The organism is Vibrio sp. THAF64, from assembly GCF_009363455.1.
GTDB lineage: Bacteria > Pseudomonadota > Gammaproteobacteria > Enterobacterales > Vibrionaceae > Vibrio > Vibrio coralliilyticus.
Genome location: NZ_CP045356.1, coordinates 409,595 through 429,157, shown reverse-complemented (window position 1 = coordinate 429,157; position 19,563 = coordinate 409,595). Strand labels below are relative to the sequence as shown.

Annotated in this window: 22 protein-coding genes and 1 riboswitch; of the genes, 14 read left to right on the top strand and 8 right to left on the bottom strand. The window is 43.8% G+C overall.

Annotated features, from left to right (window positions below):
* Positions 1-301 precede the first annotated feature (301 nt).
* The 4 genes from FIU99_RS18510 (at position 302) to FIU99_RS18490 (ending at position 3,740) form a co-directional block, all read left to right on the top strand.
* Positions 302-760: a cupin domain-containing protein gene (locus FIU99_RS18510; protein WP_039951973.1), complete on the top strand. Its 459-nt coding sequence runs from the start codon at positions 302-304 to the stop codon at positions 758-760.
* Between the two features lie 129 nt (positions 761-889).
* Positions 890-954, top strand: a riboswitch (Fluoride riboswitch).
* Between the two features lie 112 nt (positions 955-1,066).
* The gene (locus FIU99_RS18505; protein ID WP_006960732.1) at positions 1,067-1,759 is read left to right on the top strand and encodes an iron-sulfur cluster assembly scaffold protein; all 693 of its coding nucleotides are present in this window, start codon (positions 1,067-1,069) and stop codon (positions 1,757-1,759) included.
* A gap of 15 nt (positions 1,760-1,774) precedes the next feature.
* On the top strand, positions 1,775-2,749 hold the full coding sequence (locus FIU99_RS18500; protein ID WP_006960733.1) for a GGGtGRT protein: 975 nt from the start codon (positions 1,775-1,777) through the stop codon (positions 2,747-2,749).
* Positions 2,750-3,320: 571 nt separating this feature from the next.
* Entirely contained in the window at positions 3,321-3,740 is a 420-nt protein-coding gene (locus FIU99_RS18490) for a hypothetical protein (RefSeq protein ID WP_144397600.1), read from the top strand.
* A 14-nt stretch (positions 3,741-3,754) separates the two neighbouring features.
* On the opposite strand, the gene FIU99_RS18485 is transcribed toward FIU99_RS18490, so the two are convergent.
* The gene (locus FIU99_RS18485) at positions 3,755-4,327 is read right to left on the bottom strand and encodes a hypothetical protein (RefSeq protein ID WP_251768448.1); all 573 of its coding nucleotides are present in this window, start codon (positions 4,325-4,327) and stop codon (positions 3,755-3,757) included.
* Between the two features lie 38 nt (positions 4,328-4,365).
* On the opposite strand from FIU99_RS18485, the gene FIU99_RS18480 reads away from it, so the two are divergent.
* The 5 genes from FIU99_RS18480 to FIU99_RS18460 all read left to right on the top strand — a co-directional run bounded on the left by FIU99_RS18480 (position 4,366) and on the right by FIU99_RS18460 (position 9,542).
* Entirely contained in the window at positions 4,366-5,034 is a 669-nt protein-coding gene (locus FIU99_RS18480) for a hypothetical protein (protein WP_171347296.1), read from the top strand.
* A 143-nt stretch (positions 5,035-5,177) separates the two neighbouring features.
* Entirely contained in the window at positions 5,178-5,654 is a 477-nt protein-coding gene (locus tag FIU99_RS18475) for a hypothetical protein (protein WP_006960738.1), read from the top strand.
* Positions 5,655-5,889: 235 nt separating this feature from the next.
* On the top strand, positions 5,890-7,728 hold the full coding sequence (gene secD / locus FIU99_RS18470) for a protein translocase subunit SecD (RefSeq protein ID WP_006960739.1): 1,839 nt from the start codon (positions 5,890-5,892) through the stop codon (positions 7,726-7,728).
* Positions 7,729-7,730: 2 nt separating this feature from the next.
* Positions 7,731-8,633, top strand: a complete 903-nt coding sequence (gene secF, locus FIU99_RS18465) for a protein translocase subunit SecF (protein WP_006960740.1) — start codon at positions 7,731-7,733, stop codon at positions 8,631-8,633.
* Between the two features lie 123 nt (positions 8,634-8,756).
* Positions 8,757-9,542 (top strand): phosphotransferase family protein, encoded by a 786-nt coding sequence (locus FIU99_RS18460; protein ID WP_039951975.1) that lies wholly within the window; start codon positions 8,757-8,759, stop codon positions 9,540-9,542.
* 6 nt (positions 9,543-9,548) lie between these two features.
* On the opposite strand, the gene FIU99_RS18455 is transcribed toward FIU99_RS18460, so the two are convergent.
* A complete protein-coding gene (locus FIU99_RS18455) occupies positions 9,549-10,280 on the bottom strand; it encodes a dienelactone hydrolase family protein (RefSeq protein ID WP_006960742.1) in 732 nt (243 codons plus the stop codon).
* 539 nt (positions 10,281-10,819) lie between these two features.
* Between FIU99_RS18455 and FIU99_RS18450 the strand changes: the two genes are divergently transcribed.
* Together FIU99_RS18450 and FIU99_RS18445 are read left to right on the top strand one after the other, a co-directional pair.
* Positions 10,820-11,491: a winged helix-turn-helix domain-containing protein gene (locus FIU99_RS18450; protein ID WP_006960743.1), complete on the top strand. Its 672-nt coding sequence runs from the start codon at positions 10,820-10,822 to the stop codon at positions 11,489-11,491.
* Positions 11,484-11,942, top strand: a complete 459-nt coding sequence (locus FIU99_RS18445) for a hypothetical protein (protein ID WP_019274412.1) — start codon at positions 11,484-11,486, stop codon at positions 11,940-11,942. The genes FIU99_RS18450 and FIU99_RS18445 overlap by 8 nt, the downstream gene beginning before the upstream one ends.
* A gap of 116 nt (positions 11,943-12,058) precedes the next feature.
* Here the strand turns inward: FIU99_RS18445 and FIU99_RS18440 are convergent, their stop codons facing one another.
* Positions 12,059-12,397 carry a hypothetical protein gene (locus tag FIU99_RS18440; RefSeq protein WP_006960744.1) on the bottom strand — a complete coding sequence of 113 codons (339 nt, stop codon included), beginning with the start codon at positions 12,395-12,397 and terminating at the stop codon, positions 12,059-12,061.
* Between the two features lie 168 nt (positions 12,398-12,565).
* Between FIU99_RS18440 and FIU99_RS18435 the strand changes: the two genes are divergently transcribed.
* The gene (locus FIU99_RS18435; RefSeq protein ID WP_006960745.1) at positions 12,566-13,480 is read left to right on the top strand and encodes a substrate-binding domain-containing protein; all 915 of its coding nucleotides are present in this window, start codon (positions 12,566-12,568) and stop codon (positions 13,478-13,480) included.
* 63 nt (positions 13,481-13,543) lie between these two features.
* Here FIU99_RS18435 and FIU99_RS18430 read toward each other — a convergent pair whose 3' ends face one another.
* Complete coding sequence (locus FIU99_RS18430; RefSeq protein WP_006960746.1) at positions 13,544-14,455, bottom strand: ketopantoate reductase family protein; 912 nt, start codon at positions 14,453-14,455, stop codon at positions 13,544-13,546.
* 287 nt (positions 14,456-14,742) lie between these two features.
* Here FIU99_RS18430 and FIU99_RS18425 point away from each other — a divergent pair, with 287 nt between their 5' ends.
* Positions 14,743-15,207, top strand: a complete 465-nt coding sequence (locus tag FIU99_RS18425) for a hypothetical protein (RefSeq protein ID WP_006960747.1) — start codon at positions 14,743-14,745, stop codon at positions 15,205-15,207.
* Positions 15,208-15,267: 60 nt separating this feature from the next.
* Here the strand turns inward: FIU99_RS18425 and yiaY are convergent, their stop codons facing one another.
* From yiaY to FIU99_RS18410, 4 genes are all read right to left on the bottom strand, one after another.
* On the bottom strand, positions 15,268-16,416 hold the full coding sequence (yiaY, locus tag FIU99_RS18420; RefSeq protein ID WP_006960748.1) for an L-threonine dehydrogenase: 1,149 nt from the start codon (positions 16,414-16,416) through the stop codon (positions 15,268-15,270).
* Positions 16,417-16,714: 298 nt separating this feature from the next.
* A complete protein-coding gene (elbB, locus tag FIU99_RS18415; RefSeq protein WP_006960749.1) occupies positions 16,715-17,365 on the bottom strand; it encodes an isoprenoid biosynthesis glyoxalase ElbB in 651 nt (216 codons plus the stop codon).
* A gap of 70 nt (positions 17,366-17,435) precedes the next feature.
* A complete protein-coding gene (locus tag FIU99_RS27380; protein ID WP_006960750.1) occupies positions 17,436-17,573 on the bottom strand; it encodes a hypothetical protein in 138 nt (45 codons plus the stop codon).
* Positions 17,574-17,720: 147 nt separating this feature from the next.
* The gene (locus FIU99_RS18410) at positions 17,721-18,647 is read right to left on the bottom strand and encodes a LysR family transcriptional regulator (RefSeq protein ID WP_006960751.1); all 927 of its coding nucleotides are present in this window, start codon (positions 18,645-18,647) and stop codon (positions 17,721-17,723) included.
* A 95-nt stretch (positions 18,648-18,742) separates the two neighbouring features.
* Between FIU99_RS18410 and yjjG the strand changes: the two genes are divergently transcribed.
* Positions 18,743-19,417, top strand: a complete 675-nt coding sequence (gene yjjG / locus FIU99_RS18405; protein ID WP_006960752.1) for a pyrimidine 5'-nucleotidase — start codon at positions 18,743-18,745, stop codon at positions 19,415-19,417.
* The last annotated feature ends 146 nt before the right edge of the window (positions 19,418-19,563 follow it).

Genomic DNA, 19,563 nt, shown 5'->3' with positions numbered 1-19,563 from the left:
TGTTGGTTCATAATACTGTCATATTTGCTTTTGATGCCGATTTTAACTATCCATTTGGCTATTTTTTGTATGATTGTGCTGATTTTGGTTTTATTTTTGGAGACCTTGTTTTGTGAATATTTGTAATTTAAAGTTATGATTTCAAATGTAAAAGTAAATTTTTGAGTTTAACGAATATTTGTTTGACAGGTTTTTGTTCTGAAATATATTCTGTCGCCGTTGCGAATAAATGGTATTTAATACGGCTGGTCGCAATCAATAGAATGCTAAATAACAAACAACTAATTCTCAGGATGAAATGATGAAAAAACTACTTGTAGCAGCGTGTCTTGTAGCCACTTTTTCTGGTCAGGCTTTGGCGAGCGAAGAGCCAAGCCTAAGTGATAAACTAGCGCCTAAAGTTGAACAGCTAGCAAAATCTACGTTGAGTTGGGAGGGCACGGAACTGCCTGCGTATGGCAAGGGAACACCTGAAATTACTGTCCTGAAGATTACTATCCCAGCCAAAGCACAGCTTCCATTACATGAGCACCCAGCAATCAACGCTGGTGTTTTAACCAAAGGTCAATTGACGGTTATTACTCAAGATAAGGTTGCAGGCAAGAAAGAACTGAAAATGAAAGCGGGTGATTCACTTATTGAAGTGGTGAACACCTGTCACTACGGTCGCAATGAAGGCGATGAGCCAGCTGAAATCATCGTATTTTATGCAGGTACCAAAGATCAGGTTGTCACCACGCCTAGTAAGCGATGTGTGTGATAAGAAAGGCTGCTTTTAAAGCAGCCTTTCTTTTTGTGTTAATTCTCGGGAAAATCTAAGGCGGCCTTTTTTAATATATAATTGTTCTAAGCGAGCGCTTGTCATCAAATGTGATAGAGATCTATTCTAATTACGCAAGGTGATGGGGTTCCACCTACTTAACCGCCACTCTGGCTGATGACTCCTACAGAATACGAAAACAAGTGATTCGTCGATAGACAGTCTGCTTATACGCAGGTCGTCGGTTCTGTAGCAGTTAAATACACAGCCAAATCTCGCTTGTTTTCCGAAATAAAGGAAAACGCCATGCAATACTCTTCTGAAATTCAATCCATGTGCCCGATTCAACGCGGGGAATTACATCCATCAGCTCCTATTCCCGTGGAAGGCAAGATGATTCGTCCGAAAGAAGTCATTGCTATCTCAGGCCTGAGTCATGGGGTTGGTACTTGCGCCCCGCAACAAGGGGCCGCAAAGCTAACGCTCAATGTGAAGCAAGGGATTATTGAAGAAGCGTTAATCGAAACTATTGGCTGCTCAGGCATGACGCATTCTGCTTCTATGGCAGCGGAAATTCTCACAGGCAAAACCATTCTGGAAGCACTGAATACTGACTTGGTGTGCGATGCCATTAACGTTGCAATGCGAGAAATTTTTCTTCAGTTTGTCTATGGACGGACACAGTCGGCTTTTTCTGAAGGCGGATTAGAAGTCGGAGCGGCACTTGAAGACTTAGGCAAATCACAGCGTAGCCAAGTAGGTACTAGCTACTCAACGATCGCTAAAGGGGTCCGCTATATGGAACTGGCTGAAGGTTATGTTACTAAACTTGCACTAGATGAAGGAAATGAGGTTATTGGGTACCAGTATCTGAACTTGGGCAAGATGATGGCAGACATTGAGCAGGGTCTGGATGCGCAAGAAGCCATGATACTGGCGATGGGCAGTTATGGCCGGTTTGAAGAGGCCAGTAAAGTCATCAACCCACGTACTGCTTAATAGGAGCTTGCCGTTATGAATGTTTCAATGACTCAATTACTTCAAGAGATGAACTTATCTTCCATCGAGCAAGCTCACGACTACTGCATGAGCTTTGGTATTGACCCTAAAAAAATCGTGTTGGAGACTCAGCCCATAGCCTTCGATAATGCTTGTGACGCCTATACTTTGGGGTCCGCACTTGCTATTAGCCGAAAAGCTCAGACAGCGGTAGAAGCAGCAAATATCATAGGAGAGGGTTTGCAGGCATATTGCAAACCAGGCAGTGTTGCAGCGCAGCGAGAAGTTGGGCTTGGGCATGGAGCGTTAGCTGCTCGCTTGCTCAGTGAAGAAACCCAGTGTTTTGCATTTTTGGCGGGGCATGAATCATTTGCCGCTGCAGAAGGGGCGATTAAAATAGCGCTCAATGCCAATAAATCTCGACAAACACCGCTGAAAGTTATCCTGAATGGCCTAGGTAAAGATGCAGCTTATCTTATTTCTCGTATCAACGGTTTTACCTATGTTCGAACAGAGTTTGATTACCAAACCAATCAACTGATCGAAGTTGAGCGTAAGCGTTTTTCTGAAGGCGCACGAGGCGATATCTTGTGCTTCGGTGCCGACGAAGTACGTGAAGGTGTTGCCATCATGCATCGAGAATTGGTAGATGTCAGTATCACGGGCAATTCAACCAACCCGACACGCTTCCAGCATCCTGTCGCTGGTATCTATAAATCGGAATGCAATGCTCTGGGTCGCCACTACTTTTCAGTCGCCTCGGGTGGTGGTACAGGTCGAACTCTTCACCCAGACAACGTTGCAGCAGGTCCTGCGTCGTATGGTATGACGGATACAATGGGAAGAATGCACGCAGACGCCCAGTTCGCTGGCAGTTCTTCAGTACCTGCCCACGTCGCAATGATGGGTTTTATCGGAATGGGTAATAACCCTATGGTGGGAGCAACCGTTGCATTAGCTGTGGCAGTGGAACACCAACTTCATCGTTAGGTTGAGCTCATGGTTGATCTGTTCTGAGGCTTTAGTGTTGATGCTGAGCTTACTTGTTTATATCCCAAGAGGTGTTCAACATTGAAGAATGTTTGTATTGGTTAAGCCAATCCGTGAGTTGTTCATAGGGCATAGGTTTAGCAAATAGAAACCCCTGTTGTTGATGTACATCTCTTGACAGTAGATACGCCGATTGCTCAGCAGTTTCTACTCCTTCAGCAGACTGGTGAGGTGATGTTTGTTGAACGGTGTCTAAGTCTTTGACGCATTTGATACCTGAACAAAAAATTGTGGTGAAAGGATTGAAGTCGGCAGTGGCGGCGAACCATTATTCACCAAACAGGTGTGATTTTCCTTAAAAGTGGTGTTCAGAAAACTTCATAATGTTCAGGGGTTATCATTGTTGGTTTTACTAAGGTACTGATATTAAGTGGAATTGTCTCTCATTGGTTCATTGTTGAGGTTTAATGTTAATTAATCATTTGTAATCTGATTGAAGTTTGTGGAATCTCGTCGCCCTTGTCACGTTTACGGTGGCAGCTTAATTGGTAGGAAATAGGGGCGATGAGCGTTGGATGTATTAATCATCAGTGAATATCCGCTGATATGTACGACAATACGAAATACGATAGTATCGATTTGCGAAGATCCAAAGATCTTGGCGTGTTCCCACCCTCAAGCCTCTAAACTTTACAGGCGCCATCAAGTAAAACATTTTTGGAGCCAAGGCGCGCCAGACTTAATCTTGTTGGATACTGATAGCAAACTTAGTTCAGAACGTGATATCGAAGTACTATGTTCTCAACTTTATACGGGTTCTTTGTTCGAAAAGGGTGGTCGGCTGGTACTGTTGGGTAACGACAGAAAACTAGGAGACGTCTTTGGCTTAGAGTGTTTGGATAAGCCTTTCTCTATCAATCAGCTTAGGGAATTTGTGAAGCCTCAACTTAAATATGTCCGTGAAGTTGACCTGCGTAAATTGGCGAGCTGATCATCCAGAATGTTTCATAGTTTGAGTTCTTCTATAACCTCGATTTCTCTTTGGTAAGTTTTAATCATCACATCAATTTTCTTTTGGAGGCTTTCGGTCTCTTTTTTCAGAGTAACATTTACGTTCATATAATGCTGACTGGAAGAGCTGTTTATCTTGAGTTCAGCTTGGTTGCAGTGAGTGTATATGTTTTTCCATTTGTCGTAAGCTCGATCTATGATCGAAGACTGTTTGTGAATGGCAACACTCTCTTCTCGAAGGCGTGCTACAACAATAGTGGCAGCCTGTGAATGATTGAGGATTCTCTTTTGATGTAGCTCGTTTTTGGAGTCCCACAAAGCAGACAGTTCCTCTGTGCTAAATTCTTGATACAGAAAAGCTTGTTGTTTGTGGAAAGCTAGGAATTTATTGAATTTACTGGCTTTTTTGTTGTACCAGGACTCTACCTGCTTTTGAAAGTTGAGGGCTTGATTCCACGTATCTTCACGACAATGCTCACTTACACCTTTAATTGGTAAAGTGATCAGCATAAATGCCGCTACAGTGAGATATAGCCCGTGCCATTTCATATTAGCTATATTGTTCATGAAAGATGGCTTAAGTATAGATAAGACACTAACACGATATGAAAAAGATACTCATGGTTGTTCTTCTGCTGCTTGGCATTGCGTGTGCGGGTGGTGGTTATTACATCTTCTACTTAAAGCCGCAACAAGATGCGGCTGCTGCGGCTGCAATGATGGAAGAAAATAAAGAGCCACCACCAGAACCGGTAAAAGAGGAAGCGCCACCACCACCGAAACCCGAAGTGACGGACTTTTACGTCAGCCCTCCTAAACTCGGAATTAGAGAATATCCGAGGTATGACGCATTCGTCGAAAGTGTGGCCTATCGCGGAGATAAACTGCATATTCTTGAGAAAAAAGACGGCTGGGGAAGAATTTCTCCTTACTATGTCTATGAAGAGGGTGGTGAAGAAGTGGCTGAATGGGTGCCAATGGAAGCCCTGCTGGAAGTGGCCCCAACCATTACCAAAGAGGAGCGGGTTGAAACCGTCAGCAGCTATATAGAAAAATCAGACGATTTCAAACAGCACTTTGAAATGTTTGTGAAAAAGACAGATCAATTGCTCAAAGAAAAAACGTGTGAACCAGAGGACTTTGAAGAAACCAGTGGTTGGATTCGTTCTTTGACGTTTGAGCAAAGAGATGTCTACTTTGTATACTGCGGTGGGTTAAAGCAAGCAAACAAGATCTATCTGGACGCACAAACCGGAGAGATATTCTATCGCTAGCGACAGATAACTCAGGTGTTTTACTGATTTTAATCAGTTTGGTTTAGCGGTTAAATGTGCAATATTAGGTTTTAGAACATTTTAGTTGTTTGTAGACAGACTTGGACTTACCATCCAGTCGTCCTCTAGTATTGGTGTCGTGAATGGCTCAACGTTTAATCAAATTTTTCTGGCTTACTTTGCTTACGATGGTGTTACCAACGCAAGCATTGGCGTATTTTGCGCAAGCTGAAAATGAAGCCAGCGCACGCTTAAATCGCCATACAGCTCATGCTTTACCTCAATCCCAAGCGGATTATCAGACTCTGTTTGAAGAGTCACAACAAGAAGAAACATCTGAAAGTCCGGTGTCACAGTCTGAAATTGACACCGATGTTTTGGCCATTGTTCAGTTTAATCGCTGGAGCTTATCTGATCGTAATTCAGAGGAAGGAGAAGCTCCGGGAACCAGCGATGGCCATTATTCCAGTCAGGCGTCTCTGCCTCTAAATAGTCTTTACTCTTACCCACTGGGCCAGAATGGCTGCTGGGTCGAAAACTCTTTCACTTCAAATCATCGCATCTCGGGTTGGAAAGAATCCAACGCGCTGTATGTGGCCCTGAACGCTCAATTCGTCTAACGACTTCTATCAAATCTGTAAGACAGGTGTGGTTAGTTTTATCGGCTAGCTTTAAGCCCTTTGGCACCTCACTTATCACCTCTGCTGTTTAGCCATCTTACGCATTGGCACAAAGTAGTCACCTTCTTACAGATTCGATCCATTGTTTTACGACTGACCAAACTTAAGAGTCAGATGACTTTCTGTACCTATTCAGCTAAGACTTTGATTGGGTACTGCATGTAAAGATATAACTATGAAGAAAAATACGCCTAAAACGAAACATGCGAGAGTGATGAACCGCTACTCCGCATGGAAATACGCAGTTCTGATCGTGACAGTTATTGTGCTTGCACTCAGTGCGATCCCCACATGGTACGGTGAGCAACCTTCCATTCAGGTGACAACGTCACAAAAAAATAAAGTTATCGACAATCCAGTCGAACTAAACCGCTACTTGGAACAACGAAACATTCACGCTAACGAGATTACTCAGCAAGAGAACTCAACCACATTGGTGTTCGATAACGAAACCGATCAAACCCATGCACGCGAAGCACTGAATGGTTTATTGGGTAAGCAAGACGCCATTAGCTTCTCTTACGTGTCTGTCGCACCAAAATGGCTAAGTGATATGGGTTTCAGCCCAATCAAGCTCGGTTTGGATTTACGTGGTGGTGTGCAATTCTTATTGAATGTAGATGTAGACAAAGCCTTCGAAGAGCAGCGCAACACTATCGTTGATGAAATGCGAGACATGCTACGCCAAGAGCATATTCGAGGCGTTAAGTTTGCCCAAGTCGGCGTGGATGGGTTCGACCTGAAAAGTAATTCAGGTGAGGCTTTAACTAAGTCTGCGAACTATATTCGTCAAAACTATCCAGGTTGGGACATTAAGCGTCATTCAGACTACCTAGCAGTTAAGCCGACAGTGCAGAACAAATCTGAGTTTCAAACTGTCACTATCAAGCAAAACCTGAAAATCATGCGTGATCGTATTGAAGAGCTTGGGATCACGGAAGCTTTGGTACAGCGTCAGGGTGAGCACAGCATCCGCATTGAACTGCCGGGTGTGCAAGATCCCTCTCAGGCGAAGAACGTCATTGGCGCGACGGCGACATTAGCCTTCCATGAAGCGAAATCGCCATCCGAAGGTGTGTCCTATGGCGACATTGTGCTTAAGGACAACGATGGTCGTGATGTTGTGCTGTCAAAACGCCCTGTGTTAACCGGTGAACACATCGTTAATGCGCGTGCTGGCGTGGACAAAATGGGTTTCTCAGAAGTTAATATTTCGCTGGATCACTCGGGTGGTAAAACCATGAGCGACTTCTCCGGCAAGCATATTGGTAAGCCAATGGCGACCGTGTATCGAGAGTACACCACCAATGCTAATGGCGAGACAGAACGTAGCGAGAAGGTCATCAGTGTTGCAACCATTCAATCCCAGCTAGGTAGTCAGTTCCGAATCACAGGAGCGGGTTCTTTAGATGAGGCACAGAACTTAGCATTACTGCTGCGTGCAGGTTCATTAACTGCTCCTGTCACGATTGTTGAAGAGCGTACCATCGGTGCATCGCTAGGTGCAGAAAACATTGAAAATGGTTTTGCCGCGTTAGCCTTGGGCATGGCGATGACACTGACGTTCATGGCATTGTGGTACAGACGTTTGGGCTGGGTGGCCAATGTTGCACTTGTGGTCAACATGATTAGCCTGCTGGGCTTAATTGCTTTACTACCGGGCGCTGTATTAACACTACCGGGTATCGCTGGTTTGGTATTAACCGTGGGTATGGCGGTTGATACCAACGTCCTGATATTTGAAAGGATAAAAGATAAATTGGCGGAAGGGCGAACTTTTGCTCAATCCATCGATTTGGGCTTTGGGAGTGCGCTGAGCACCATTCTTGATGCCAATATCACAACGATGATCACCGCGGTGGTTCTGTATTCAATCGGTAACGGCCCAATTCAAGGCTTCGCTCTGACGTTAGGGCTTGGACTGCTAACCAGTATGTTCAGTGGCGTGTTTGCCTCTCGTGCAATTATCAATTTAGTTTGGGGACGCGATAGCCGTCGTGATGTAAGGGTTTAATTATGGTTGAATATCTAAAACAAAATATCCGTCGTATCCGTTACATCACCAGCTTTGTTTCGGTTGCACTCATGGTTATCTCTCTGGGGGCGTTCGCAGTAAAAGGCCTCAATATGGGGTTGGACTTCACCGGAGGCATGGTGACAGAAGTTCAGGTGGACAAGAACCTGAATAACAACGACTTACTTGAAGTTCTTCAGCCTTCATTAGGTGAATTTACTTCAGTGACGCATTCTGATCAGGATGGTCGTTGGATCATCCGTTACCCAATTCCAGAAGATGAGGCGACGGCACCAGACATCACATCTGTACTGTCTGGGGTCTCTCATCAGGTTGATGTAGTCAGCAATAGCATGGTGGGTTCGCAAGTCGGACAGGACTTGGTAGACCAAGGTGGACTGGCTTTGCTGATTTCGATGCTGTGTATTCTGGGCTATTTGTGTTTCCGATTTGAATGGAGGCTTGCGAGTGGCTCATTGCTTGCTCTACTGCATGATGTCGTATTGGTATTAGGTTTCTTTGCTGCGACACAAATGGAATTCAATTTGACCGTGTTTGCCGCGATTTTGGCGATACTGGGCTACTCATTGAATGACTCCATCATTATCGCAGACCGAATTCGAGAGTTATTGGTAGCAAAACAGAAGACGCCTACAGACGAAATTAACGACCAAGCGGTAATCGCGACGTTCTCTCGAACCATGGTGACTTCAGGCACAACCTTGCTAACGGTGTCCGCTTTATGGATTATGGGCGGCAATGCACTTGAAGGGTTTGCAATCGCGATGTTTATCGGCATTCTATCGGGCACTTGGTCTTCTATCTCTATTGGTACTGTGCTGCCAGAGTGGCTTAAACTTGAGCCTAAACACTACCTTCCAGTCGAAGTGGATTCAGCGCCTTAACACTCATTGAAAGTGAAACTTACACGCCCTGTAACAAAGTTATGGGGCGTTTTTGTTTTGGTCACTACTGAAAGTCAGGTAGTGTATGAATATAGATTAATAACGTTCTCGGCGATTGAGAGTATGGGTACAGACAACGAACTGTCACAAATGGGCAGCGCGAAAGTCCGTTTGATAGAAAGGCAAGGGCAGAGATACATTCAGAAACAAGGCGTTAACGAAATAGAGCGAGGTTTCTATTTTACTGCTGCTAAAGTGTTGAGTGAACGAGGAGTGCATTCACCTTCTCTTGTCCAAGCCGAAGGTGATTCCATCGTCATAGAGTACATTCCTCATGCTGTAACATTGGAAGAACTAACCCGTTCAAGCCAAGTGTTTAGTCAGATCGCGGCTATACACCAAACTCCAATTGATTCAGACTGGACGCTTAAACAGCATAGCTGGAGTGACGCGGCTCTACGTACAGCGTTTCGGCTCCTATCTCTCAACTCTCAAGAACAGAGCGTGCTGAAAAAGTTGCAGTCCCAAAGTGACATCATTTTTGATTACCCAACGCTCTTATCTGGCGATACCAACGATGGTAACTGGGGGCGCAGAGAGAATGGGGAATTGGTGTTGTTTGACTGGGAACGCTTCAGCACGGGTAGCCCAGCGATAGATCTCGTTCCTTTAATTAAAGGGTTAGGGGATGAAGAAGCCATGCTGCGTATTGTAGATAGGTATATGGATGTACATAAAGCGATGCCAATAGAGGAATTGTTCCGGCATGTGATCATTGCTAAAGCTTGGATAGTGGTAGAAGTCACGAATCTGCTGTATGAACGCCAAAAGCCTCAACTTCAAAAATATCTAGATTGGTTCAATGCGAATCTACCCAGATGGATTCGAGGCGTTGAGGCTCTGGTCTAATTGAGATTAGTTTGTTGAAGAGGCAAGGAACTCTGTAAAGCGCTGCCAAGATTTTTCATCTGCTTCTTTTCGATAACGTTCACTGCCAAATACAGTAAAGGCATGAGGAGCACCGCTGTAGGTGATCATCTCATGGGCTACGTTCTGGGCTTCTAACTCGCTTGCCAATGCTGCGAACTGTTCCATTGGGATCGCACTGTCAGCAGTACCATGCAAAACCAGTATCGGAGCGGTTGTCTCTTGGTAAGATTGACCTTGAGGTGTCTTTAACCCGCCATGAAAAGTTACAAAACCTTTGGCATTCATCCCAGCTCGTGCAGATTCCAATACTGCAGCGCCACCAAAGCAATAACCCATAACAACGGTATTATTGGCATTGCCGCCAAGAGTGGTAGCATAATCTAAACTACCTTGCATCAAAGCTCTTAGTTTGTCTCTATCTTTATACAGCTCACCTGTGTGCTGCTTTTTATCCTTTACTTCGGTTGGTCGAACGCCTTTCCCAAATAAGTCTGCAGCGAAAACGTTGTAGCCTAAATCATTGAGCATCTTAGCTCTCTTCATCTCGTAGTCGGTTAAACCGTCCCAGTCGTGAACGAGTAAGACTAATGGTGCATCGTCACTGACTTTTGCCCAGTAACCTTCATAATCATTACCATTTACATTGTAAATTTTATTTTCGCCCGCAGTAGCAAATACGCTGACAAGCGCGAGAATAACCGTTAACTGTATCTTCATAACTACCTCCGTTAGTTTAGGTAGTGTAGTCACAAAACGATGCATTGGTGTTTTTAATAAGTTTATTTTGTGATGATGTGTCAGCGCTTGTTTTGAAGCAGCTTAAAGTTAACTGACACTGCTTTATTGACTTGATGGCTTATAGAGTGTTTTACAATTAATATTAATTCTATTGCTTTTATCTCGATAGTTTATTTTTATAATATTTAATTTCCTATATTTATTATGTATGTTTGGTGGTTTTTTATACGGATATAATGCTTTTTTACGAATATTAAAGATATATAAACCTTAATTAGATTATTAACCATCGGTTTTTGCTCACGCTTTTAGTATTCTGTACAGTTGCTGTACTCATTGTTGTTATTGCCATGCTGTCGGCATCAATAAATGTTTAAAGTGAAGAAAAGGTCATAAAAACTCCGTTTTTATCCCTAACTTATGTGTAGAAAGAGGCATAAATATAAAGTGCCCATTATCGAAATTCTAAACTGATTTCGAAATTATAAATAAATACAGAAATAAAATTGGCAAGGATAATGATTACAATTAATGGATCTTTCGAGGTTGATCTTGAAAAAGGAATCGTAAAAAACACAGAAACAAATTACATCGTTAGCTTAGGAGTAAATGAAATTGAATTACTAAACTACTTTATAGATAACTCTAATACTTTACTGTCCAAGAAGGACTTGTTGGACCATGTATGGACGCGTAAAGGTGTGTTTGTCGAAGAAAGTAGTTTAATGAATGCGCTGTCTTATTGTAGGAAAGCGTTTGACGATAAATATGGTAAGGTCATTAAAACTGAGCGTGGTAAAGGCTATCGATTTGTTGGCGAAATTGATAGTGCCGAGCCTCAGCAAGTCATTGAGCATGAATGCTTGAAACCTATAGAGAAAGATACGAGCAGCTTTGTAGGAAAACTGAACGTTCGGTGGACCATATTTTATATCGCTCTCTCAGGTGTATGCTTCTCAGCGGGTATGTACGCCAGTGCAGCTTTCAAAGGGTTCAAAGGGCCAGATACCGCAAAAGATTACTCGTATCGGATATATGATTCGTGTGCGTACATCTCTAAATCTAGCGGCAACAGGAAAGACTTTGGTCGTTCTGCGGTGATAACAAATGATGGTATCTCTATCATCATAAATGAAGAGCTGGAATCACTGAGTTTTCCATCGAATATTGCTGAGGTGATCTGTGAATAAGGCGGTGCTCGCGTTGGTTTCAGCGCTGCCATTCATCACAGGCTGGTATTATCACTCAGAAAGTTACGGGCGTTTATCTGGTGTTTACTATTCAGATACTGAGTCTCATGTAGCGACCAAGAGTAAAACAGAAGATTTGATGCTGAGGCTGCGAACTGAGTTAGAGTTAAACTCGAATAGTATGTATGAGCTCAATCTGTATACAAGAAAGAAAAGTGGCTCTTTTACAAAAGGAGTCTACGTATATGACAATTATCGTTTATCGCTTTATGAACAAGAGCATGTTTCGTTTCAGCCGTCGGATCGAGACATTCCATTTAGTGAAAAAGTGGTCATTGGTCCAGGTACAATGGGCAGAGAAAATATGACTGTTGTTCCAATAGAACGAGCCAACAATGGTTTTATATTGTTCACAGAAAGAGCAGCGTATCTATACCACAAAGTCGACTAAAGGCTCAGGCTCTGGGTAATATGCCCAGAGCAGGCTGCTCACAATAAAAATCCCTTCTTCTGTAAACCTAATCTCACGAACAAATCACAACCTTTAATGACGTGTTGGGTTCGCTGCTAGAACTCTTGAGTTCTTTTCATGTATTTGTTTTTTAGACCGATGATGATCCTGTCGACAAAGAACGCAATCGGCATAACGAATGCTAAGAAGGCGATCCCACGAGTTGACGGCGATAAATGATGCTGGGCGAGGATTAGAGCCAGTAAAACGATAGAGCCCAAAAAGGATATGACTACCATAAAGCGATATTCGTTTTCTCTGCTAAACAGTAGAAGCAAGCCCAAGCACAGTGGGCTGAAAAGGATAGCTGCGGTTATCACTAGCTCTCGAATCTCGGGAACAAATAAAGACACTCCTGCGTAAATTGCCACCAAGTACAACACCCAAAAAATCATGACTACTCCTTATCTTAGATTGGGTGGATATTGTTTTAGTTTTAGACAGCTAAGACAATTTACATAAGATTAATTAAGTTTAAATGTCTTGATTAAACTTGAGTTTGTTGAACAGGTTGAAGAGCTTGATATGTTCTTGATATAAGTCATTAAATTAAATGGAAGAAAATGAAGCTACTCAAGTTATCTGCCTTGCTTGCACCTATGTTGCAACTGAGTAATATCGCCTATGCAAGTGATACAAAAGACATCCTTCTTTATACCCCTTGGATCGAAGAGCCCGGAACCAGAATTATGGTCGACAAGCTTAAGGAGGTGTCATGGGATAATCACTGGAACGTCAATCTTGTCTCGGACCCTGTTGAACTTGGTGAAAGTCTTTATGCTAAGTCCAAACCATCGGCCATTGTCGTTAACGCAGACCCAAGCTCAATCGAAGAATATTTAATGATAGCGAAAGAGCAAGGCGTTCCTGTCGTCGGTATGGACTCTGCTCAATCAAGGTATTTTGTCGCTAACATTACCAGTGACAATACCGCTATGGCACGTGAAACGGCGGCCTACCTAGCGAAAGATATGAACTTTCAAGGAGAGGTAGTGATGGTGAGTTATCGAGCCTACCCACCTGTTTACGAGCGCGAATTAGCGGCAAAGCAAGAGTTTGAAAACCATCATCAAATTCGAGTACACAGCACTATAGAGCCAGATGTTGCTAAATCTGATTACCAAGCTTTTAAACAAAAACTGGCAAAAGTTCTAACCGCTGATAGTGAAGGAAAAATCCGAGGAGTTTGGTCGGCGTGGGACAGACCGGCATTGGTTGCTGCCAAGGCGATAGACGAACTAGGCTACTCTGGCCGCATCAAAGTGGTGGGAATAGACGGAACAGCCCCTGCATTGGAAGCGCTACAATCGTCTAACTCGTTTATTGCAACATCTTCTCAAGACCTAGAAGGTATTGCTCAGCAAGTGGCTCAGACTGTTTTTCAGGCAATGGATGGAGAGATTATCGAGCAACAACGTATAGAACTGCCAGCGCAGTTGCGTACTAAGTCGGATTTGCTTGAAGATCTCAGCATCTAGAGACCTTTTCAAAATGATCGATGTAAGCGCTACGCACCTATTGCGATAGCGCTTCAGGTCATTCTACTTCCTCAGCAAGTTCTCCAGCGTGTGACAAACTTGATTACCACGAGTGAACGACACGTGGTGAAGGGCGGCTAAGCTTCGCGTAGCTTGGAAAATGGTTTCAAACTCGACTTGTTTTCCACTGTCGAAATCTTCTTTCATGCTGAAATAGGCATCCTTGTAGCTGGGAGAATCCAGCAAAGAGATCAGCTCAGAAATAGTGAGCTTGGGATGCGGAATAGACAACGCATCAAACAGTGCCAAGAACTCTTGTTCAATTTCTAGCATTAATTCGCGACACTTGGCGTTATTGGCTAGGCCATACATGTCTGCATCAAAGATAAACGACGCAGCGTTAGCAGCGAAGCTGATCATAAGTTTTGGCAGCCTCGCATGGTAAGTGCTTGTTTCTCGTTTTACCTCATCAAAGGCGTGACTCAATATTGAGTCTAGATACGGGTTAGCTTGGCCTTGATGAACGGCGTAAACACAGTCCAGTAACTGATTGTGCAAAGTGACCTGATAAGGGGCGGTGGTGTAACTGGCTTTTAAATGAGTGATTGCGCTGATGATAGCGTTACTTGAATCGAGTGCTTGAGCGAGTTTTTCATCTTCCCCAATACCATTTTGGAGTAAAACGATCGTTTTGTTTGTCCAGCCTTTGGCTTGCTCGAATAGGGCTCTGTTATCGTGCGCCTTGGTTGTGATAAACACGACATCACCTGTCACCTGTTCTAACCCGTAGCTGGTGGCGTGTGCTTGACCGATTAGTGGCTCATCGGTTTCCGGATAGGTGAGTAACACCTGTTCGTCCTGCCTGATGGAACTCTTTCTATAAACCCATTGGATTTGAATATCGGGAAAAGAAGACAGTCGAGCGGCGAGAAATCCTCCAAGACTGCCTAAACCAACAATACTCACTTTCATCATTCCACACTCCTTGCTTGAATCGATAGCAGCATTCTACATTGCTTAAGAGTCTTTGCTAACCGCTTGGTTTTAATAAAGTAAGTATCAATAACCACATGAAATGATTACGTTCTTGGATGTTTTGTTCTCTTATATATTTGGCGTATTTTTCGATCAAATATTTTGGGTTGCTTTTATGAGATCTTAACTCGTTAATGAAGGCAAATTAACGTCTGATTGACAAATGTTAATAGGTGTTTCTTAAACTTGTGCGCCGCTGAATTTTAACAACACAATTAGGATACGTAATGCTAGCTCGCTATTTACTCATGGTAATCGCCTCAATAGGCTCTTTTTCTGTTTACGCTGCGGATAATGGTGATGACATTGGCCTGGGAGATATTAAAAACAGCATCGAAAAGTCTCAAGATACGATGCACTATGTTCGAACAATGGATGGCTCGGTTTATGTTCCAGAACCAAAGCAAAATCGCGATAAACCTGCACACAGCTATTTCAGTTTAGAATCTTACGACATTTATAGCAGTCAAGGTGGCAAGCGCATGGTACAAGCGATGGTGACGAACAACTCTGGTGGCGGGATCACTTTAAAGCCTAAGCAAATCAAAGCTTATTTTGGTAATGAGCACTATGTGTCACCAACGCGTATTGATCAAGATGCTAGTTTTGCACAAGGCGAGACCAAGTCGGTGACCTTGTATTTTGGTGAAACTGATGCCTCAATACTGGGTCTTTTAACCCGCGCATATTGAACTTTTCTCTGAATAAAAAAGCCTCCCGAGGGAGGCTTGAGTTAGGAAAAGAAAATGGTATTACATGGCGGCTTCGAAGATTGAAGAGATTTCTTCGTGAGTCGCCTGTTTCGGGTTAGTAAAGCCACACGCGTCTTTTAGCGCGTTATCAGCAAGTGTTGGGATGTCTTCAGATTTCGCCCCCAGTTCTTTGATACCTGCTGGAATGCCCACATCTTTCGCAAGCGCTACGATCGCATCGATTGCGGCTTCAGCGCCTTGTTCTGCCGTCATGCCCTCAACGTCAACACCCATTGCTTTAGCCACATCACGTAGGCGCTCAGGACACACTTGTGCGTTGTAGCGCTGTACATGTGGTAGAAGAATCGCATTACATACACCGTGTGGTAGATCGTAAAAGCCTCCTAATTGGTGAGCCATCGCGTGAACGTAGCCTAGAGAAGCGTTATTGAACGCCATGCCTGCCATAAATTGCGCGTAAGCCATTTGTTCGCGAGCTTCGATATCTTCACCGTTTTCGACAGCGGTGCGCAGATGAGCCTGAATAAGCTCAATAGCTTTGATGGCGACGGCGTCAGTGATTGGTGTTGCAGCGATAGAAACATACGCCTCAATAGCATGTGTTAGAGCATCCATACCTGTTGCTGCTGTCAATGAAGCGGGTTTTGCCAGCATCAGCTTTGGATCATTCACTGAAATCAGTGGAGTGGTGTGCTTGTCCACAATGGCCATCTTAATGTGACGCTCTTCGTCAGTAATGATACAGAAGCGAGTCATTTCAGACGCAGTACCGGCAGTTGTGTTGATGGCAATGAGTGGCAGCATTGGTTTTGCAGATTGATCAACACCTTCATAGTCACCGATCTTGCCACCGTTTGAAGCCACTAATGCAATACCTTTAGCGCAATCATGCGGTGAACCACCACCTAGAGAGATAACGAAATCGCAGTCATTATCTGTCAGTAAAGCCAGGCCGTCGTTTACATTGCTGATGGTTGGATTAGGCTGAGTCCCGTCAAAAACTACAGTTTGGACGTCACGTTCTGTCAGTAGATCTTGAACCTGTTTTACTACACCGATTTGGTTAAGAATCTTGTCTGTAACGATCAGACCTTTTTTGAAGCCCTGAGACTGCACGCTGTCTGCTGCGTCCTTTAAACAGCCAGCACCCATTAAGTTTACAGTAGGGATAAAAAATGCACTTGTCATCGACTTGCTCCGAATATATTTAGAATAAAAACTACAAATAGATTGGCATATCCAAGGTCGTAGCAATTTTGATCTCAAACAATTTGCCTACCCAAAAGTGGTAGGTGTGCACTGGATTTGTGAGCTTGGTCAGATGAGTATTCGGGTAGTGATAAAAATGTTAAATATTAGTGGGTTATCGCAACCGTTTGTTCAACAGGAATCGTGATTGTCGTAATATTCTTCAGCGATGGCTTTGTGTGGAAAATTAAAAAAAGCCCTCTGATTGAGCAGAGGGCTGTAGTGTTGAATGGAGAAATTAAGCAATTTCTACAAGTTTGCTTACTAGCTTTTCGATGCCACTGGCTGCCTGAGAAATATTGCCCGCTAACATATATGCAGGTGTTGAAAGCACTTTGTGTTCTTCATCGAAGACGATATCGTCCACCTCGCAAGTGATATGTTCGCCTCCCAATGCATTGAATGCAGAAGCAGTGGCGTCATCATTGCCGATTGTCCCTTTGACGCCATTGTCGTAAATCATCGGAATGATAGCTGGTGCAATGCACAGATAGCCGGCTGGCTTTCTGGCTTGGGCGAAAGCTCGACAAGCAGAAGCGACGTGAGTATTGATGCTGCATTCTGCTCCGTTGACTGCAAAATCAGTCAGGTTTTTTGCCGCACCAAACCCGCCGGGCAGGAGGATGGCGTCAAATTCTTCAGCATTGAGTTTCGCCACATCTTCAATGTTGCCCCTTGCTATACGAGCGGCTTCAGTCAAGACATTGCGTGTCTCCGCCATTTCTTCCCCAGTAATATGGTTTATCACATGAAGCTGCTCAATGTTTGGCGCGAAGCAATGCCAGCTTGCTCCTTGTTTTTCGATGGCATGTAGCGCAAGTACGGATTCATGAATTTCAGCACCATCAAATACGCCTGAGCCGCTGAGGATAACTGCAACTTTTTTCATTATTTGTTTCCTTATCGAACTGACGCCAATAGGTTAGATGAAAATATGCTACTTGGACCGGAAGTGGGTCTCATTCTTTCTCTTCCGATTCGCTGCAATCGTCAAAGTCATCACTGGGTTCAATATCTGTATCGTCTTGTTCTGGCTGAGAATAATGTTTTACCACGAAGGGGGTGAGCATCACACTGGAAGGAAAAAATCGTTTCATAAAGACCTCGGATACAACGGAACAATGAGTCGCTCGATTGTGTGCCTGTATGGTGTTCTCGCCTTTGTTTTAGGTCATGAAATCGAGTTAGAGTCGAGTAATTCACAGCTATATGAGGACAGAGTCACATCTTGATTGACTCATTGTTCAAGGTTTATGTGCTGGTGGAGTCAAATCCCAATAGGGGACATCTGACCCAAATTTCTCGGCGATAAAATCCACAAACACGCGGACTTTTAGTGGTAGGTGCTTTCTTTCTGGAAAAACAGCATAAACCGAGTGAGGAGGGAGTGTGTATGCCGTCATAATGGGTTTGAGCTTACCAGCGGCAATATCTTTTGCCACGATGAATGTGGGCAATTGACCAATCCCTAAGCCTTCCAACAGAGCTCTGCGGATTGCTTCACTGTTGTTTACGACCAGTTTACCTTTAGGCACCACACTAACTGGTCCTGTAGGGCTTTCAAAGGTCCATTCGCTACCGCCACGAAAATAGGCGTAACGTAGACAATTGTGAAGGCTCAGATCGCTGGGTTTTTCTGGCTCTCCATGTTCGTCTAAGTAAGATTGAGAGGCGCACAGAATACTACGACAAGTGGCTAGCCTTTTAGCAACTAGGTTAGAAAGTGGTAGATGACCAATGCGAATGCCTAAATCAAATCCGTCTTGAACCAAATCGACCATTTGATCTTCCAGTTGCAGGTCGATTTCTAAGTCTGGGTATAAAGCCAGAAATTCGGCAACTAAAGGAGCGACATGTAAAACACCAAATGACATTGGTGCCGTAATCTTGAGCTTACCCGTTGGCTTTCCTTGCAATTCGGTAACCGCATCAATGCCTTGTTGCGCAAGGCTAAGAGATTGAGCGACGTAATCGTAGTAGCGTTGCCCGGCTTCGGTAAGGCTTAATTTGCGAGTGGTACGATTAAGCAGGCGAATACCCAGCTCATCTTCCAGTTGGTTAATGCGCTTACTGACAGCGGATTTGGTGATATGAAGCTTCTCAGCTGCAGTGGAGAAGCTGCCACTTTCTACCACGGCGACAAAAACAGGTATCGATGAATAGGCTTGCATTGGTTGAGTAATAGTAAACAATCAGTTTCTTGATTAGTAGATTATCATCTTGAGGAAAACAATCTACACTAGCGACGAAAATTGAGGAGAGAAAAATGAAATACGATTGGATCTTATTCGATGCTGACGAAACCCTGTTCCATTTTGATGCCTTTAAAGGGATGCAGCTGATGTTCTCTCGCAAAGGGATTGAGTTTACCCAAGAAGACTATAGTCATTACCAAACAGTAAACAAACCACTTTGGGTGGATTACCAGAATGGCACCATCACTGCACATGAATTAAAGCACACCCGATTTAAAGGCTGGGCTGAGAAGCTTGAGACAACGACCTCAGAGTTGAACAGTGCCTTTCTCGAGGCAATGGCCGACATTTGTACTTTGCTACCCGGAGCAAAAGATCTCATGGAGGCTTTGCAAGGCAAAGCCAAGCTAGGGATCATTACCAATGGCTTTACTGAACTTCAGGCGATTCGATTAGAACGAACAGGAATGACAGATTACTTCGAGCATGTGATTATTTCTGAAGAAGTCGGTATTGCTAAGCCAGATGTGGGGATCTTTTCTCACGCACTAGAAAAGATGGGTAACCCTTGTAAGAGTAAAGTGTTGATGGTTGGAGATAACCCTCATTCTGACATCTTAGGTGGAATTAACTTTGGGATTGAGACGTGCTGGTTAAATACAACCCAAGAAGATGAAGTGGAAGGGATTGAACCAAACTACACGGTTGAATCACTACTTGAACTGAAGAGTATTCTACGCGCTTAATTACTGTGTGATCCATTATTCCCTGCAATGAGTATCTATTATCAATATAGGCGGCAGATATGTGGCACGAATATGCAGGGAATAATCGTAAAGTATGATGCCAAACGTGGCTACGGTTTAATCTCTTTCAAGAGAAACTCACATCA

Bases quoted from the DNA above. Each gene is read 5' to 3' on its own strand.
- FIU99_RS18410 (WP_006960751.1), bottom strand. From the start codon at position 18,647: ATGCAAGCCTATTCATCGATACCTGTTTTTGTCGCCGTGGTAGAAAGT.
- FIU99_RS18440 (WP_006960744.1), bottom strand. From the start codon at position 12,397: ATGATTTTTTGGGTGTTGTACTTGGTGGCAATTTACGCAGGAGTGTCT.
- secD (WP_006960739.1), top strand. From the start codon at position 5,890: ATGAAGAAAAATACGCCTAAAACGAAACATGCGAGAGTGATGAACCGC.
- FIU99_RS18500 (WP_006960733.1), top strand. From the start codon at position 1,775: ATGAATGTTTCAATGACTCAATTACTTCAAGAGATGAACTTATCTTCC.
- FIU99_RS18475 (WP_006960738.1), top strand. From the start codon at position 5,178: ATGGCTCAACGTTTAATCAAATTTTTCTGGCTTACTTTGCTTACGATG.
- secF (WP_006960740.1), top strand. From the start codon at position 7,731: ATGGTTGAATATCTAAAACAAAATATCCGTCGTATCCGTTACATCACC.
- FIU99_RS18480 (WP_171347296.1), top strand. From the start codon at position 4,366: ATGAAAAAGATACTCATGGTTGTTCTTCTGCTGCTTGGCATTGCGTGT.
- FIU99_RS18435 (WP_006960745.1), top strand. From the start codon at position 12,566: ATGAAGCTACTCAAGTTATCTGCCTTGCTTGCACCTATGTTGCAACTG.
- FIU99_RS27380 (WP_006960750.1), bottom strand. From the start codon at position 17,573: ATGAAACGATTTTTTCCTTCCAGTGTGATGCTCACCCCCTTCGTGGTA.
- yiaY (WP_006960748.1), bottom strand. From the start codon at position 16,416: ATGACAAGTGCATTTTTTATCCCTACTGTAAACTTAATGGGTGCTGGC.
- elbB (WP_006960749.1), bottom strand. From the start codon at position 17,365: ATGAAAAAAGTTGCAGTTATCCTCAGCGGCTCAGGCGTATTTGATGGT.
- yjjG (WP_006960752.1), top strand. From the start codon at position 18,743: ATGAAATACGATTGGATCTTATTCGATGCTGACGAAACCCTGTTCCAT.
- FIU99_RS18505 (WP_006960732.1), top strand. From the start codon at position 1,067: ATGCAATACTCTTCTGAAATTCAATCCATGTGCCCGATTCAACGCGGG.
- FIU99_RS18510 (WP_039951973.1), top strand. From the start codon at position 302: ATGAAAAAACTACTTGTAGCAGCGTGTCTTGTAGCCACTTTTTCTGGT.
- FIU99_RS18485 (WP_251768448.1), bottom strand. From the start codon at position 4,327: ATGAACAATATAGCTAATATGAAATGGCACGGGCTATATCTCACTGTA.
- FIU99_RS18425 (WP_006960747.1), top strand. From the start codon at position 14,743: ATGCTAGCTCGCTATTTACTCATGGTAATCGCCTCAATAGGCTCTTTT.
- FIU99_RS18430 (WP_006960746.1), bottom strand. From the start codon at position 14,455: ATGATGAAAGTGAGTATTGTTGGTTTAGGCAGTCTTGGAGGATTTCTC.
- FIU99_RS18460 (WP_039951975.1), top strand. From the start codon at position 8,757: ATGGGTACAGACAACGAACTGTCACAAATGGGCAGCGCGAAAGTCCGT.
- FIU99_RS18455 (WP_006960742.1), bottom strand. From the start codon at position 10,280: ATGAAGATACAGTTAACGGTTATTCTCGCGCTTGTCAGCGTATTTGCT.
- FIU99_RS18450 (WP_006960743.1), top strand. From the start codon at position 10,820: ATGATTACAATTAATGGATCTTTCGAGGTTGATCTTGAAAAAGGAATC.